19 protein-coding genes are annotated in these 14,965 nt (G+C 35.7%); 11 read left to right on the plus strand and 8 right to left on the minus strand.

Going from position 1 to position 14,965, the window contains the following annotated elements; translation table 11 throughout:
• Window positions 1-595 precede the first annotated feature (595 nt).
• The 9 genes from J6D32_RS02930 (at window position 596) to J6D32_RS02970 (ending at window position 5,656) form a co-directional block, all read left to right on the plus strand.
• Window positions 596-973 (plus strand): ATPase, T2SS/T4P/T4SS family, encoded by a 378-nt coding sequence (locus tag J6D32_RS02930; protein ID WP_262951894.1) that lies wholly within the window; start codon window positions 596-598, stop codon window positions 971-973.
• On the plus strand, window positions 952-1,980 hold the full coding sequence (locus J6D32_RS02935) for a type II secretion system F family protein (protein WP_229040090.1): 1,029 nt from the start codon (window positions 952-954) through the stop codon (window positions 1,978-1,980). Before J6D32_RS02930 ends, J6D32_RS02935 begins: the two co-directional genes overlap by 22 nt.
• 20 nt (window positions 1,981-2,000) lie before the next feature.
• Window positions 2,001-2,273 (plus strand): prepilin-type N-terminal cleavage/methylation domain-containing protein, encoded by a 273-nt coding sequence (locus tag J6D32_RS02940; RefSeq protein ID WP_006785812.1) that lies wholly within the window; start codon window positions 2,001-2,003, stop codon window positions 2,271-2,273.
• A gap of 9 nt (window positions 2,274-2,282) precedes the next feature.
• Window positions 2,283-2,723, plus strand: coding sequence for a type II secretion system protein (locus J6D32_RS02945; protein WP_055164200.1), 441 nt, complete (start codon window positions 2,283-2,285; stop codon window positions 2,721-2,723).
• Window positions 2,720-3,031, plus strand: coding sequence for a type II secretion system protein (locus tag J6D32_RS02950; protein WP_006785810.1), 312 nt, complete (start codon window positions 2,720-2,722; stop codon window positions 3,029-3,031). Before J6D32_RS02945 ends, J6D32_RS02950 begins: the two co-directional genes overlap by 4 nt.
• Complete coding sequence (locus J6D32_RS02955) at window positions 3,009-3,677, plus strand: competence type IV pilus minor pilin ComGF (protein WP_055164206.1); 669 nt, start codon at window positions 3,009-3,011, stop codon at window positions 3,675-3,677. The genes J6D32_RS02950 and J6D32_RS02955 overlap by 23 nt, the downstream gene beginning before the upstream one ends.
• On the plus strand, window positions 3,670-4,056 hold the full coding sequence (locus J6D32_RS02960; RefSeq protein WP_129821405.1) for a hypothetical protein: 387 nt from the start codon (window positions 3,670-3,672) through the stop codon (window positions 4,054-4,056). The genes J6D32_RS02955 and J6D32_RS02960 overlap by 8 nt, the downstream gene beginning before the upstream one ends.
• A gap of 6 nt (window positions 4,057-4,062) precedes the next feature.
• Window positions 4,063-4,566 carry a shikimate kinase gene (locus J6D32_RS02965; RefSeq protein ID WP_009606180.1) on the plus strand — a complete coding sequence of 168 codons (504 nt, stop codon included), beginning with the start codon at window positions 4,063-4,065 and terminating at the stop codon, window positions 4,564-4,566.
• 109 nt (window positions 4,567-4,675) lie between these two features.
• Entirely contained in the window at window positions 4,676-5,656 is a 981-nt protein-coding gene (locus J6D32_RS02970) for a right-handed parallel beta-helix repeat-containing protein (RefSeq protein ID WP_009606186.1), read from the plus strand.
• Between the two features lie 25 nt (window positions 5,657-5,681).
• On the opposite strand, the gene J6D32_RS02975 is transcribed toward J6D32_RS02970, so the two are convergent.
• From J6D32_RS02975 to J6D32_RS03000, 6 genes are all read right to left on the minus strand, one after another.
• A complete protein-coding gene (locus J6D32_RS02975) occupies window positions 5,682-6,308 on the minus strand; it encodes an MBL fold metallo-hydrolase (protein ID WP_006785805.1) in 627 nt (208 codons plus the stop codon).
• Window positions 6,309-6,368: 60 nt separating this feature from the next.
• On the minus strand, window positions 6,369-7,310 hold the full coding sequence (locus J6D32_RS02980; RefSeq protein ID WP_006785804.1) for an ROK family glucokinase: 942 nt from the start codon (window positions 7,308-7,310) through the stop codon (window positions 6,369-6,371).
• A 219-nt stretch (window positions 7,311-7,529) separates the two neighbouring features.
• Window positions 7,530-8,474, minus strand: a complete 945-nt coding sequence (locus tag J6D32_RS02985; RefSeq protein WP_009606176.1) for an L-lactate dehydrogenase — start codon at window positions 8,472-8,474, stop codon at window positions 7,530-7,532.
• 525 nt (window positions 8,475-8,999) lie between these two features.
• Window positions 9,000-9,149 carry a 50S ribosomal protein L33 gene (gene rpmG / locus J6D32_RS02990; protein WP_006785801.1) on the minus strand — a complete coding sequence of 50 codons (150 nt, stop codon included), beginning with the start codon at window positions 9,147-9,149 and terminating at the stop codon, window positions 9,000-9,002.
• A 284-nt stretch (window positions 9,150-9,433) separates the two neighbouring features.
• Window positions 9,434-11,635 (minus strand): peptidoglycan D,D-transpeptidase FtsI family protein, encoded by a 2,202-nt coding sequence (locus tag J6D32_RS02995; RefSeq protein WP_229040102.1) that lies wholly within the window; start codon window positions 11,633-11,635, stop codon window positions 9,434-9,436.
• 158 nt (window positions 11,636-11,793) lie between these two features.
• The gene (locus tag J6D32_RS03000) at window positions 11,794-12,417 is read right to left on the minus strand and encodes a superoxide dismutase (RefSeq protein ID WP_006785799.1); all 624 of its coding nucleotides are present in this window, start codon (window positions 12,415-12,417) and stop codon (window positions 11,794-11,796) included.
• Between the two features lie 130 nt (window positions 12,418-12,547).
• On the opposite strand from J6D32_RS03000, the gene ispG reads away from it, so the two are divergent.
• Window positions 12,548-13,633: a flavodoxin-dependent (E)-4-hydroxy-3-methylbut-2-enyl-diphosphate synthase gene (gene ispG / locus J6D32_RS03005; protein ID WP_006785798.1), complete on the plus strand. Its 1,086-nt coding sequence runs from the start codon at window positions 12,548-12,550 to the stop codon at window positions 13,631-13,633.
• Window positions 13,634-13,787: 154 nt separating this feature from the next.
• On the opposite strand, the gene J6D32_RS03010 is transcribed toward ispG, so the two are convergent.
• Both J6D32_RS03010 and J6D32_RS03015 read right to left on the minus strand, forming a co-directional pair.
• The gene (locus tag J6D32_RS03010) at window positions 13,788-14,150 is read right to left on the minus strand and encodes a hypothetical protein (RefSeq protein ID WP_006785797.1); all 363 of its coding nucleotides are present in this window, start codon (window positions 14,148-14,150) and stop codon (window positions 13,788-13,790) included.
• Between the two features lie 19 nt (window positions 14,151-14,169).
• Window positions 14,170-14,358, minus strand: coding sequence for a hypothetical protein (locus J6D32_RS03015; RefSeq protein WP_055164219.1), 189 nt, complete (start codon window positions 14,356-14,358; stop codon window positions 14,170-14,172).
• A 320-nt stretch (window positions 14,359-14,678) separates the two neighbouring features.
• On the opposite strand from J6D32_RS03015, the gene J6D32_RS03020 reads away from it, so the two are divergent.
• The gene (locus J6D32_RS03020; protein WP_272164341.1) at window positions 14,679-14,948 is read left to right on the plus strand and encodes a hypothetical protein; all 270 of its coding nucleotides are present in this window, start codon (window positions 14,679-14,681) and stop codon (window positions 14,946-14,948) included.
• Window positions 14,949-14,965: the final 17 nt, after the last annotated feature.

Here is a 14,965-nt window from a genome sequence, read left to right on the forward strand (position 1 = left end):
GTCGAATATCAGCAGCCAGACATCATTCAGATGCAAGTGAATGAAACAATGGGCATGACGTATGTGTTTCTACTAAAAAAACTCTTGCTTCATTTATAATAAAGTTTTGATTAAACAAATAAAGTCTTGATTCTTTACAATCCTACATCCCAATAGTGTTTTTACTTATAAAAAGAAAAAACTGAGAAGGTATTCAGAATACTCTCAGTCTCTAAATTAGCTATATATTAAGTTCTATTTATTCTTCTTCATTAACCCTAACATCAAGTTGTTTCTTCTCTAAAAGGCTAAGAACAAGGTTGGTATAATTTTGGATAAACTAAGTTCCTTTGAATGTTGGGAAAAAAGTTGGACTAAAGGTGGTGTGTATGTTTCGTTCTCACCTGGATGGCAGCGGGAATTTCTTTGATGGCAACATCGTAATGTTAAGTGATAATAAAGTTCTGCTTTTTCAGCAGTAACCCGCGTTTTCCCTAATTTTTCAGAAGCAAAACTTTATTCTCACGGAAACCGCAGAAAACGTGGATGTTCTTGGGCTGATGGGTATTTTAGTAGGAAGCAGGACTTTATTATTACTCAACAGTATGATGTTGGGATTAAAGAGATTTTACGTCATGATCCCGATGTTATTATCATTGGTGAAATTCGAGACAGTCAAACAGCGAGACAGGCTCTACGTGCCGCTTTTACGGGTCATTTGGTGATTTCCACGGTGCATGCTAAAAATGTGCTCGGAACGATTAACCGTCTACTTGATTTAGGCATTACTCTTCAAGAACTAGAACAAGGAGTCATTGGTGTAGCGAATCAGCGTCTCATTAAATTTGATGATGAACAAAAGGCTCTTTTTGAACTTTGTTTTGATGATCATCTTGACGTCTTATTCCATCATTTAAATGAAGGAAGTCCAGTTCAACCATCCTATCTCACACTAGATGAGGAGTTTTCACAATGCCAACAACAAAGAGCCTAAAATCATATTGGAACTTAAGTATGCAACAAAAATTTTTATCCCGCTTTAGTCAACTGTTAGAAAATGGCTTCTCGATTGCCGATGCCCTTGCTATCATGAAAACTCTATTTAAAAAACAAGCCGTTGATCCTATGATTATTGCCTGCTTACAAGGTCAAAACTTTGCCGACACCTTAGAAGAGTGCCACTTCGAACATCGGATTATTTACATGATTCGTAGTAGTGAGCAAGCAGGAGCCTTACTACAAGGCTTACAAAAGGCCGCTGATTATAGTGACTTCCATCTTAAAAATCGGTCAGACCTCTCTAAAAAAATTCGCTATCCCCTCACCTTATTTGGCCTCATGAGTCTCATTTTAATCGCCGTGTTTATTCTCTTCATGCCAAAAATTCAAAGCTTTTACGATAGTTTCAATTTATCCGGCAATACTGACTTCTTGCAAACGATCTTTATCATCATTGGATGCTTGATCGGAGTCATCGCTTTACTAACCATCCTCATGACCCTCATTTTGAAATGGCGGTCTATCCCCTTTCAAGCCCACGTCAAACAATGGTTATTTAAACTCCCCTTATTACGTTCTCTCATGCAAAAAATCTTTAGCTACTATTTTAGCAGTCAATGGCTTATCTTCTTAACCTGTGGCTTATCCTTAAAAGAAAGTCTTGAGATGATGCTAAAATTTGAAACCATCCCCTTTATCAAACTCATCATCAAAGAATTCAATCAAACCCTTGAAGCTGGAACACCACTAGAACTTGCCTTCCATCAATCTCCGTATTTTACCCCCTACTTCAGGCTCACGATGGCTCATGCCCTAACCCTTGGAAGTATTCAAGCTGAGCTTGCTTACTACTCTCACTCAGAATTCAAACAGTTATCTGCCTTGCTAAGTCAAAGCTTCAAAATTCTTCAATTCAGTCTGTTAATGCTCATTGGCATTATCATCATCTTGATCTACTTAAGTATCTTACAACCCGTCTTTCAAATGATTGACATCATCTAAAAACTCTAGGAGGAACAACAATGAAAAAATTAAACCAAAAAGGATTTACCCTAATTGAAATGATGATTGTTTTAATAGTGGTAAGTATTCTAACCCTACTCATTATTCCAAATGCAGCTAAATACATTACAAAGGCCAATGAAGATGGATGTGTTGCTTACAAAGCATCTATTGTAGCCCAAAACACAGCAAATTCATTTATTGGAGAACCTACAGTAAGTGAAGATCCTAAAATAATTCAAAAACTTTGTACTAGTGATTCTCTTGTGGATACTAACGATGGTATTGAATAGTAGATAGCGATGCTTAAAAATCAAAAAGGTTTCACCTTAATTGAAGCACTCATCGCGCTTTCTATTACGAGTATCCTTATTTTAGCGACTTCAACCTCTTTCATGAAACTCTATGATTACATTAATCTGAATCAAACGTTAGCCACCATCCAAGCGGATCTCGCTTATATTCGTCAAGCGAACATGATGCCAAAATCATCACAGCTCATCCAACTAAAAATTTATCGACAACAAGGTTACTATGATGTTTCTTCCACCGATGAAAAAACGATCTATTTTCGTCGCTATTTGCCTCCAGGTGTCAGCCTTAATGCTTCTGAATCCATTATCACCTTATCATTCAATATTTTTGGTCATATTGATAAAGGTCAAACCATTGTCGTCAATAGTCGTCATTTCAAAAAATCGATTGTCTTTTCAATCGGCGCAGGAGGTGTAGATATTAGATGAAACTTAAGCGTGAATCAGGATTTATTTTATATGAGTGCTTAATCAGTTTGATTATTTTGGGTGTCGTGTTGAGCACCTTGCTTCAAATGCTTCCGAATCTTTTAATGGCCCGTCATCAACTCACTCAAGAACAACTTATTTTCAATCAAATCTATCAACTTAAAGATGAACTTTTATATCAACAAAAAACATTTCCAGACACCCTATATTTTGACTCCCCGCTTCCTTATAAAATAACCTTTTCACCCCATCAAGTTTGTGCCCATTATCCCTTAGGAGCAACTTATGAAAAAACACTTTGTTTGTAAGCTTAATTCAAAAGGATTTCTATTGCTTGAACATTTAATTGCACTCATCATCACCTCACTATTACTTATTACCTTACTTAGCCTTATTCAAGTCACAAAATTATATGCCTCGAATACTGATGCTGTTTTATTAAATGAACTAGAAGCTCTCGCCACACAAATCCAAATTGAAGCTCGACTTTCCCTTTATTTTTCTTCTCCTAATCATCAAATCCTTAATCTTCACCAATCAAATGGAGACACTATTTCTTACTTTATCTCCGATGAGCGATTGATGCGTCAGGTCAATGGAAAAGGCGGCGAGATTGCCTTGTATCATTGTAAAACCTTAAATGTAAAGGATCATCAAGCTAATTATGCCACCATTCATTTAAAAACCTCTTCTCAAAGTATGACTGTATATTTAAACACCTTTAATCTTCCGCTTCCTACTATTGAATTACTTGAAGATGAGGAGCTTTTAGAAGAGCTAGATGATCTCTCATTCCCTCTAGAAGAAAATAATAATCATTCATTACTAGACAAAGAGTTCTCTGAAGACAGTCTCGATGTCCCCTTTCCAAATGAGGAGTTCTTTGAAGAAAGAGATGATGATCTAATCGTTGAAGATGAAATGATTAATGAGGAGTTGATGTCTGATGATTAATAATGAAAAGGGAAGCATTCTTTGTCTTACGCTTACCATTGCCTTGATTATGGCCACCCTCTTGCTAACCTTATCGCAACAGCTTCAAAGCCAGACCTTACTGTTTGAAAAAAGAAGAGAGTATCTCACGTTGACCTTACTTGAAAAGGAATGTCTGAAATTCGTGCTTGATGAAATCACAGATCCTTTGCAAACAATTCCTAAATATGAATCTTCTAAAACGATTACCCTAAGTAATGGGTCAAGTGCGATGCTAAAATATTCAAATTATACCCAAAGCCTTGATGTCACTTATCAGGTCTACTATAATGAGTATTTAGGTAAAGCAAAAGTATCTTACGATAAAAAAAGTAAAACCTATACACTAGTACACGGGTGATTATTCATGAAATCAATCATTTTAATTGGGATGATGGGCAGTGGCAAGACAACAATTGGTCAAGCATTAGCGGCTGACTTATCTAAATCCTGGGTCGATACCGATCAATACATTGAAGAAAAAGAACAACAAAGCATTTCTTACTTATTTGAACATCACGGTGAATCTTACTTTAGAGATTGTGAAACTCATGCCCTTTCAGAGCTTCTATCACATGTTGATATCATTTCAACGGGTGGTGGAATCATTGTAACTGAGGCTAATCGTCACCTGATTCAAAATGAGGCAACCGTCATCTATTTAAAAGCAGAAATTAAAACCTTAATTCATCGCATTAATCCAACAAATCGTCCACTGCTTCAAGATGAAGACATTCAAACAAAACTTGAAACCCTATATAAAAAACGACATCAATGGTATGAGTCTTGCGCTCATTTAACGATTGAAATTGATGAACTAGGAATTTTAGAAACTGTTGATTATATTAAATCTGCGTTAAAACTTTATTAACCTCCAAAAAAGCAATGTCCAGACGGTTCATTGCTTTTTATTTAGGCACAAAACCTCCCACTTAGAATAAATTAATACTATAACCAAGCTTAAATCAGGGAGTGAAAATATGAGTACTTTAAACGTCCCACATCATTACAAAACCATACAAGCCGCTATTAACGCTGCTCATAGTGGCGATACCATTAGGATTAAACCTGGTATCTATCATGAATCACTTCAAATCATAAAAAAAGAACATCTCTATCTGCTGGCCCACCCTGGAAGCGTCATCCTTGACGGAGAAAATCAAGCTAATATTGGCATTGAAATCGACTCACATCACATCCAAATCCAAGGAGTGCAAATCATTAACTTTATAGCAGGTATTGTCTCAATTGGAAATTATAATACCTTTTACCAAATCACGTGTGCTAATCATCAACAAAGTGGTATTTCGTTTATAGGACACCATAACCAACTTCTGCACTGTCACCTCATGGATAATAAAAGTAGCGCCATTTCATTTTCGGGAAACCATAATATTTTCAAGGCGAATCGAGTTCAAAACTGTTCCCGTGGAGTGGTCGCCTTAGGTCCTTCTTGCCATAATTATTTCATCAAAAATCTTTTAACTCATATCGAAACGTATGCTCTTGGGATTGTCTCAAATGGATCAAAACATCATATTTTTTACAAAAATACAATTGATGATTCGAAATATGGAATTTTAGTTCAAAACGGAAGTTCGCAGCTCGTTAAAAACAATATTAGCCACTGTCATGCTTGCGGGATTTTAATCGGTCACAATCAAGCCACCATCTGTCAAAATACCTTAAAAGCGAATGAAACCGGACTTGATTTATATACTGACTACAGTGAGATTACAGGAAATACCATTCAAAGCGGCCATCAAACAGGTATAAATCTTAATGGTAGTCACAATAAAATCTCTCAAAACGTTGTGGTTCATTACAATAGTATTGGAATCTTAATGAATGGCTATCATAACTTACAAAGCCATAATATTTTACAAGGAAATCAAATCAATCTCATTGAAAATGATTTAAAAGAACCCTTGATCGACGTTCCAAAAGATTTAGAAGACTAAAAAAAGTCGCTATATGAGCGACTTTTTATTTTAAAAATGGATTATGATTTGTTTCTTCTTCAATCGTTGTACAATCACCATGCCCTGGATAAACAAGGGTATTTTTGGGTAATGTTAGCAGCTTTTTCTTAATACCAGTTACTAACTGATCATGATTTCCATAAATAAAGTCGGTGCGACCAATGGATCCTTTGAATAAGGTATCCCCTGTAAAGAGCATGTCACCTTCTTTAAAATAAAAACACAAACTTCCTGTTGTATGTCCTGGCACATGGAAAGCTTGAATGTTTGTATCGATGCAATCAAATTCGGCTCCATCTGCTAAAAATTGATAATCAAAATTAGGATTTAACACAAGACGTTCATAAATCATAGGTGATAAATTAACATCTGGATTTTCAAAATATTCTTTTTCTTTTTTATGCGCATAAATGGGAACTTGGTAATGAGTTGCTAATTCATTGACTGCTCCAATATGATCAAAATGACCATGTGTCAGTAAAATAGCTTCAAGTTCTAATCCTTTCGTTTTTAGGTGTCTAATAATCGTTTGCGCATTCGCAGCCGGATCAATGACGACGGCTTTATTGCCATTTGAGACAAGGTAACAGGCTGTTTGAACAGGCCCTAAAATAAGTGGGAAAACTTTCATTTTTAACACCTCATTGACGACGGAAGCACCCTAATAAATAGGGTGCTTAATCCGAAGTGATTATAATGTTTTTGCTAAATAAGCTGATCCGACGATTCCAGCGTCATTTCCAAGTTCAGCTAATACAAATTCTGTTTCACGAACCGCACTGAATGCGAAGGCTTGGTAATGTTTTTTAATCGTTTCAATTAAGATATCTCCTGCTTTTGAAACTCCACCACCAATAATGATTTTTTCAGGATCCGTTGTTGCTGCTAAGTTAGCCGCTGTTAATCCAATGTAGCGTCCTAATTGATCTACCATTTTGATTCCAACTACATCTCCTGCTTTAGCTGCATCGAAAACGTCTTTTGCCTCGATTTTTTCTAAATCGCGTAACGTTGATGCCTCTTCAGTTGCTGCTAAATATTTTTCTGTTTCACGAACAATTCCAGTTGCTGAAGCAACCGTTTCTAAACATCCTTTTTTTCCACAGTTACATTGATTTCCATCTTCTAAAACAACTGCGATATGTCCAATTTCTCCACCAGCACCGTGAACACCTGCAATCACTTTACCGTCGATGATGACACCACCACCCACTCCTGTTCCTAATGTGAACATGATAGCATCTTTAGCACCTGCTGCTGCTCCTAACCATAATTCTCCTAAAGCCGCAACGTTTGCATCATTTCCAACAGCCACCGGTAAGTTAACTAACGATTCTAACTCTTCTTTAACATTTTTTGTCGACCAACCTAAGTTAACAGCGACTACTACAATTCCTTCATTATTAACAGGACCAGGTACTCCCACCCCTACTCCTTCAACTTCATCTTTGTTAATTCCTTTTTCAGCGCATTTAGCGTCAATTGTTTTAGCAATATCTGAAAGAATATTTTCACCATTATTATCTTTGTTCGTTACAATTTCCCATGCTTCTAATAATTCACCTTTAGAAGAGAATAATCCACACTTGACTGTTGTCCCCCCAACATCAATTCCGAATACGTATTTTTTCATCTCTTTTGTCCTCCTTCTAAGTTTGAATGATCTTACGTTCATTTATGAATATGATTCAATATCTGTCGAATCGAGATTTAATATTTTCGAATAATATTTTAACATAACTCTTCTCAAATATAAAGATGAAACCCTTCCATCCTCAAAAGCTAACCCGTTACATATCATTAAAAAAAACACACTACTTCATAAAAGTAGTGTGTTTAAGGTAACGTTAAATTAACGTACAGAGTCTAACGTTTCTTTTAAAACAGCCACTGATTTAGCTAATTTATCGCGTTCAGATCCTGTGATATTTAATTCAAATACTTCACGTACTCCGTTACGGTTAATGATAGCAGGAACCCCTACGAATACATCATTTTGTCCATATTGTCCATTTAAGTAAACAGATACTGATAATGAACTGTTTTCATCACTTAAAATAGCTTTAACAATACGAGTTAATGCCATACCGATTCCGTAGTAAGTTGCTTTTTTACGATCGATGATGTGGTAAGCTGCGTCACGTACATTAACGTAGATTTGTTCTAAATCTTCAAATTTATATTGTGGGTTATCATTGATGATATCTAATAATGGCATTACCCCAACTGTTGTATGAGACCATAATGGGAACTCAGTATCTCCGTGTTCTCCAACAATATATCCGTGAACGTTACGTGGGTCAACATTTAAGTATTTACCGATTTCATAACGTAAACGAGCTGTATCTAAAGTTGTTCCTGATCCGATTACACGGTGGCGTGGTAATCCTGATTCTTGCCAAGCTACATAAGTTAAAACGTCAACTGGGTTACTTGCAATGACTAAGATTCCGTTGAATCCTGATTTCATGATGTCACGAACAATTCCACGCATAATACGTGCATTTTTCTCAACTAAATCTAAACGTGTTTCACCTGGTTGTTGTGCAGCTCCCGCTGTGATTACAACGATATCAGCTGTACGGCAATCTTCATATGTTCCTGCCCAAATATCCATTTTATGTGGTGCGAAAGGTAACCCGTGGCTTAAGTCCATTGCTTCCCCTTCAGCTTTGTCTTTGTTTACATCGATTAAGACGAATTCTTCTAATCCACCTTGGTTTAACATTGAATAAGCAAAGCTCATTCCTACAAATCCTGTTCCTACTAAGACAACACGTCTTACTCCAGTTTTCATGGCTGTCACCTCTATTTATGTTATTTGAGTGCATCATTTATTTTTATGACTTGAAATCACCTTATTTGAAAATTCAAGATGTAACCGATGCCTCATTTAATTCCATTATATCCTATAATTCATTTATTCACAAACATTATGACCTCTTTTTTTCATTAAAACGTTTTCGTCTTATTTCGATACGTTTTTTGACATTTTGACATTTTTCATTTTCTTCTAAAACATATTTCGTTTAAAAGTGATTCATCGACTTCTTAAAGATTATAACCTTTTAAATTTGAAACCATTTTCTTTTACATGGAACGAAATTCAGCATACTGCTCATTTTATATCGATATCTTATTAAGCCTTCTGTTTTAGAATGAATCTCATACGAAGAAGTTTAACCTCTCTATTGAATCATTCTCTTTTTATTATGCTTCAATTTTCTCCATAACATTCTCGTTCATCTCAAATAAAGCCTTTTTCTAAAAATGAGCAAAAAAAAATCCTGTATAAACAGGATTTTGAAAAAGGAATAGCTCCTTATTTTTTCTCGCGATGAGCAGTTGCTTTTTTACAACGTGGGCAATATTTATTCATCTCAAGACGTTCTGGGTTATTACGTTTATTTTTTTTAGAAATGTAGTTTTCTTCACCGCAAACTGTACATTTTAATGTAAGATTTACTCGCACTAAAATCCCTCCAATCTAATAACAACTTCTACATTATAGCATGCACCACGAAAAAACACAAAGTATTTTTTAGTTTTTTCACACTATAAGGCGAATTATGTTTTTTTTACTCGTGTGTAAAAATTATAACAAATGCTTGTAGATGACTCAAGCATTATTTTTCTGTAATTTTTACTAAAATGCACTTAATTCCAAAATAAAAAAAGAGCATCTATGCTCTCTTTTCATTTTTAACCATTTTTCATGATTTATTCATCTAAAACGGTATTTTCTAGTTCTGATATTCAATCTTCTGAAATATTTGGTGTGCTAGGCTGATCTTGCGTTGGTGTTTCCTCTACTTGATCAGTTTCAGCTCCTCCTTCTGTTTCTCCAACTGGAATTGAGTCTTGATTTTGCGGTGTCGGAGTTGTTTGAATCCGTTGCTTATTTAAGTCAAAATAAGCCTTTAATGCTTCATATCCAATGTTAAGTGACGCTGCATCCGATTGAGTCGGTAATTCTGCCTGTGGAATGACCACTGCAATCGCTACTTCCGGATTGTCAGCAGGTGCATAGGCAATTAAGGTACGATTGTAGACCTCAATAAAATCGCCATTTTCATCTTTTACATAACGCCCTGTTTCAGTATCGCGAAGATATTCCTGAGCTGTCCCGGTTTTTCCGGCTGGATTAAAGTCTGCTTTATAAAAGACCGAGTAACCTGTCCCGCCTGATTCTTGTAAGGCGCGTTTAAATCCTTCATGAACACGATCGTAATATTTTTGATCCATTTGAACGATATTTAATAGTTTCGGTTCAAACGACTTCACCAATTGCTTTCCATCTACTTCCTCATTTGAAGGTAAATACACATCTTTGACAATTTGAGGTGCATAACGACGGCCACTTGTCGCAATAGTTGAGACATATTGTGCTAATTGCATCGTCGTATAAATATCCGCCTGTCCAATTGAAAAGTCAAGCAATTTCCCTGATGTCTTATTCGTTTCAATTAACCCAATTGATTCATTTGGCAAATCAATTCCTGTACTGACTCCAAGACCAAATTGATTAAAGAACTCGCGATACTGATCAAAAGCACTAACGTCTAACACTAATGGTCCTCCTGGGACGTAAGTTCCACCTCCAAGACGAATTGTTTGTAACATGAAATAAACGTTACTTGAGAACTTTAAGGCGTCTGAATCATTAATATAGCCGAGTGTTTTCCATGACTTTTTAATCAATCCACCTTTAAATGATAATGGACCGTCTGTAATATATTGATTGATATCCGTTACTCCGTAATGATAACCTGCTAATAAACTTGCCCCTTTGACAACTGATCCCATTGTAAAGGCATTTTGAATAGTTCCAAGAGAATTATCATATATCTCATATTGTTTTGTTTCTTCGTTATATTCAATGACTTTTCCCGTCATCGATAAAACTTCACCTGTATTTGGATTTAACATGACCACATATGCTTCACGTAAATACTGTGTGGCAACCGGGCGATTCGTTTTAGCCGCTATCAACTCATCTTCAACAATTTTATTGAGCGCTGCTTGAAGCTCGGCATCAAGTGATAAAACTAGCTCATAACCACGTTGTCCCTCATAAATTTCTTGATAGTTTGAAACCTCATTCTCATTTTTGAGTACATATTGAGATTTGCTTCCACGTAATAAAGCTTCGTAATAAAGCTCTAATTGTGAGAGCCCAACGCGGTCATTTGATTGATAATCATGCGCTTTATAATAGCCTGACAAATTGGCTGGTAACCCTTGCTCATACGATGAAACACGTCCATAAATTGGACTTATTCCCGCGACACTTGGATAAGTGCGATCCCAATCGACATCTGTATTCACACCTGGTAGTGATTCTAGATGCTCACTTACAATGGCAATTTCATCTTGAGTGGCTCCTTTTTTAATGATATTAGACGTTAAATTCGTCCCCTTATTCATATTAATATAAATGGCTTGCGTCTCTTTATCATGATCACTTAACTTTTCAAGCATCTCATCTGTAATACGACTTAATTGTAGTTGATAAATTTCATTATCATCTAACTCTTTGATTTCTTTAGCAGTCACTAATTCATTCGCTTCCTCTTTGAAAACCTCAAGATATAAGTCTTTTAAATCACGAGAGGTTAGTTTTGAGAAATCAACCTCGATTAAATTCGCTAATTGACTCGCAATGTCTTTCATTTGTGACTTAGAAACATCTGAGTAAAGTTGATACGTAATGGTATTAACGGCCTCATTATCCACTAAAACATCAAAGTTACGATCATAAATAACCCCACGTGGGACATTTTTTTGGAGCTCAACCGTCGTCGAGCGTTCAATATAATTCGTGTAATCCGGTGAATACGTAACTTGAATTGAATATAGTCGAAAACAAATCACTAAAAACAAAACAATACTGACAATCTTTAAAATATGTATTCGAAAAACTAATGACTTGATTAGCTTTAAAATCTTATCTACCATATGACGCACCTTTCTAAACTCCAAATCTAAACTTCCTCATTATTATATCACACTCACAAAAAGCCATTTGCATTTTTTATGTAAAAATAAAACTAATTTTGACTTTATCTGCGTATAATAAAAAACTGCCTCTAAGTGTGGCAGTTTCCTAATTTTCCTTACTTTTTCAATGCTTCTTCATAGCGTCTTTCCACTTCATCCCAGTTAATAACGTTCCATATGGCTTCCACAAATTCAGCTCGGCGATTTTGATATTTTAAATAATACGCATGTTCCCATACATCAATCAGTAAAAGAGGCGTTTTTCCGATACTCAAAGGTGAGTTTTGATTTAATGTATTCATCACCTCTAACTCTTTGTTTTCAGTTAAAACAAGCCATCCCCATCCTGATCCAAATTGACTGATAGCTGCCTGTGAAATTAATTTTTTCATCTTATCGCAACTACCAAACGTCTGTTTTACGTGTTTAGCTAATTTTCCAAATGGTTCACCCCCACCATTTGGTGAAAGAACGCTCCAATACATGTTATGATTTGCGTATCCGCCACCTTGATTAATCACGCCTTGACGAATATCAGCTGGAATTGCCTCAACATCACTTAGAATTTCTTCAATTGTTTTTCCATCAAAAAATTCTTCATGTCCTTTAACTAAGGCATTTAAATTATTCGTATACGTTTGATGATGTTTCGTGTAATGAATTTCCATCGTTTGTGCATCTAAATAAGGTTCTAGTGCATTATAAGAATAAGGCAATGGTGGTAACATAAAATCAGCCATCAAAAATCAACTCCCCTAAATTTAAGTATTATGGTTTGAAAGACTTCAGAATTATTATATAATGATTGATGGATAGCGTTAGTTTTTCGATAATTTATCCAAAAAAGAGATAAAATGTGGGGTGAGCCCGATGTCTTTAATAACACATCGTCAAAATACAAAAAAAGTTCAAGTAGGTAATCTCTTTATCGGTGGTGCAAATGAAGTCATTATTCAAAGTATGACCACCACTAAAACGCACGATATTGAAGCAACGGTTGAACAAATCAACCGATTAGCTGCCGCAGGATGTCAACTCGTCCGCGTCGCTTGTTTAGATGAAGAAGATGCAAAAGCAGTCAAAGCGATTAAAGAACGTATTAGCATTCCTTTAGTTGTTGATATTCATTTTGACTATCGCTTGGCGTTAATCGCAATTGAAGGTGGCGTTGATAAAATTCGCATCAATCCAGGTAATATTGGAAATGAAGACCGTGTGCGCCAAATTGTTGAAGCAGCTAAAGCGAAAAAAGTTGCGATTCGTATCGGTGTGAATGCCGGTTCATTAGAAAAAGAAATCTTAAAAAAATATGGGAAACCAACGGCGGAAGGAATGGTTGAAAGTGCCAAATTCCACGTTGAAATTTTAGAAAAACTAGGGTTTGAAGATATTATTATTTCACTTAAAGCCTCAGATACTGACTTAGCGATTGAAGCTTATGAGTTAGCCGCTAAAACATTCCCATATCCATTGCATTTAGGAATCACAGAAGCCGGAACGGTCTTCTCTGGAACCATTAAAAGTGCTATTGGACTTGGAATTTTATTAAATCAAGGGATTGGAAATACGATGCGTGTGTCATTAAGTGCAGATCCGGTGGAAGAAATTAAAGTCGCACGCGAAATTTTAAAGAATTTCGGCTTAATTAAAAATATGGCAACCTTAATTTCTTGCCCAACATGTGGTCGTATCCAATATAATTTAATTCCCCTTGCACAACGCGTTGAAGATTATTTAACAACGGTTCCTCATGATATCAAAGTTGCTGTCATGGGATGCGCGGTAAACGGGCCTGGTGAAGCTAAAAATGCTGATATTGGAATTGCAGGTGGACGCGGTGAAGGACTTCTTATCAAAAATGGAGAAATCGTTCGTAAAGTTCCGGAAGCTGAAATGTTTGATACCTTAGTTGAAGAAATTCAAATTTTAATTAAAGAACGCGAAAGCTTAGCTTAAAAATGAAAGGTGATATCTCTTGATATCACCTTTTTATTAATGGGAGAATTGGACAACAAGAAAGATACGCTCTCCTGCCTTGCTAAAAAAGAAACGTTTCGCTTTTTTGCTTACCTCCCCATATCAACACGCAGATTATTTCAGCGTTTTTTTATTAGGCTTGATGAATGAACGTTTCAAGTTCAACTTGTTTACTAATGATATCAGATTCAACCTTATTCTTCATCGACGATAGTTGCGATAAAACTTGGCTCACCTGTCTTTTAACTGAAGAAATGTCATCATAGGAAGCATTAATTTTGGATTGAACTAAAAAGCCCATCAAGAATCCATTAAAAAAGAAATCAGCAACCTTCGTAAAGCCGTCCATCTCAATTTGAAAATTCGTCTTCAATTTAACCTCTGTGAGCTCTCTTTTGAAGCGATTCATTAAGGACTGAGTTTTGCTAGCATTATCTCGCGCTTGATGAAGAGATGAATGTTTGGCAATATCAGCAACCACCCCGCCGCCAACCATGTCAAATACACCAAAACTCTTAGCACTCTTCTAACTGACGCTTTGCCTGAGCATATCTTAATTTTGCTTCTAAAACCTCATTTTCTTCTTTTTTAATTTTTGCTTGATAATTTCCAAGCAATTGATAAAACGTCTTGATAACCTTGTGATGTGTCAAATTTTCAACGTCTAATTGCTCAGCTCTTAATTTTGATTCTAACTCACGCATTTGACCTTCTAATTCCCGTTGACGCTGCTTTAATCATTTTAAACAATCTTCATTTCGTTGATAAGTCGCGACTTGTTCTTGTAATTGATGTCATTCCCTATTGATTCGTGTAAACATTTAACTCCTCCCCCTAAAGCCATTTATATTAAATTCATTATATCCAAAGCGTCTCTCTATTAATATATAATTTCTCTATTTAAAACCCTTTCATCAATGACGTAACCGTTGTCTTAAAAAAAAACGTCATTTTTTAGAACCTTTTGCAATAAACTGCATAGTATAAATGAAAGCTTACATCATTTATACTTAAGGGGGGACGCATGATGTATGATAACATTAAAGCAACCTTAATGAAATTGACCTTCGATGAATTGCAATCTTTGAATCAAAAAAATGATTTGCGCATTGAGGGTTCTGACTTAGAGATTTTCCATCACTTGTTAACCGAACATTGGCAAGAGTTGATGGATGAATCCTCTCTATCTCTGATTGACGATACGCTTAGCAAACATTGCAATCTATATAATCTATCAAAATATCATGAACTCATTACGTCTATCAAACGAAATATCATTTTTAACAAAAGATAATAACAAAAAAGACAGGA

Source organism: Turicibacter sp. (assembly GCF_017941855.1).
GTDB classification, from domain to species: domain Bacteria; phylum Bacillota_I; class Bacilli_A; order MOL361; family Turicibacteraceae; genus Turicibacter; species Turicibacter sanguinis.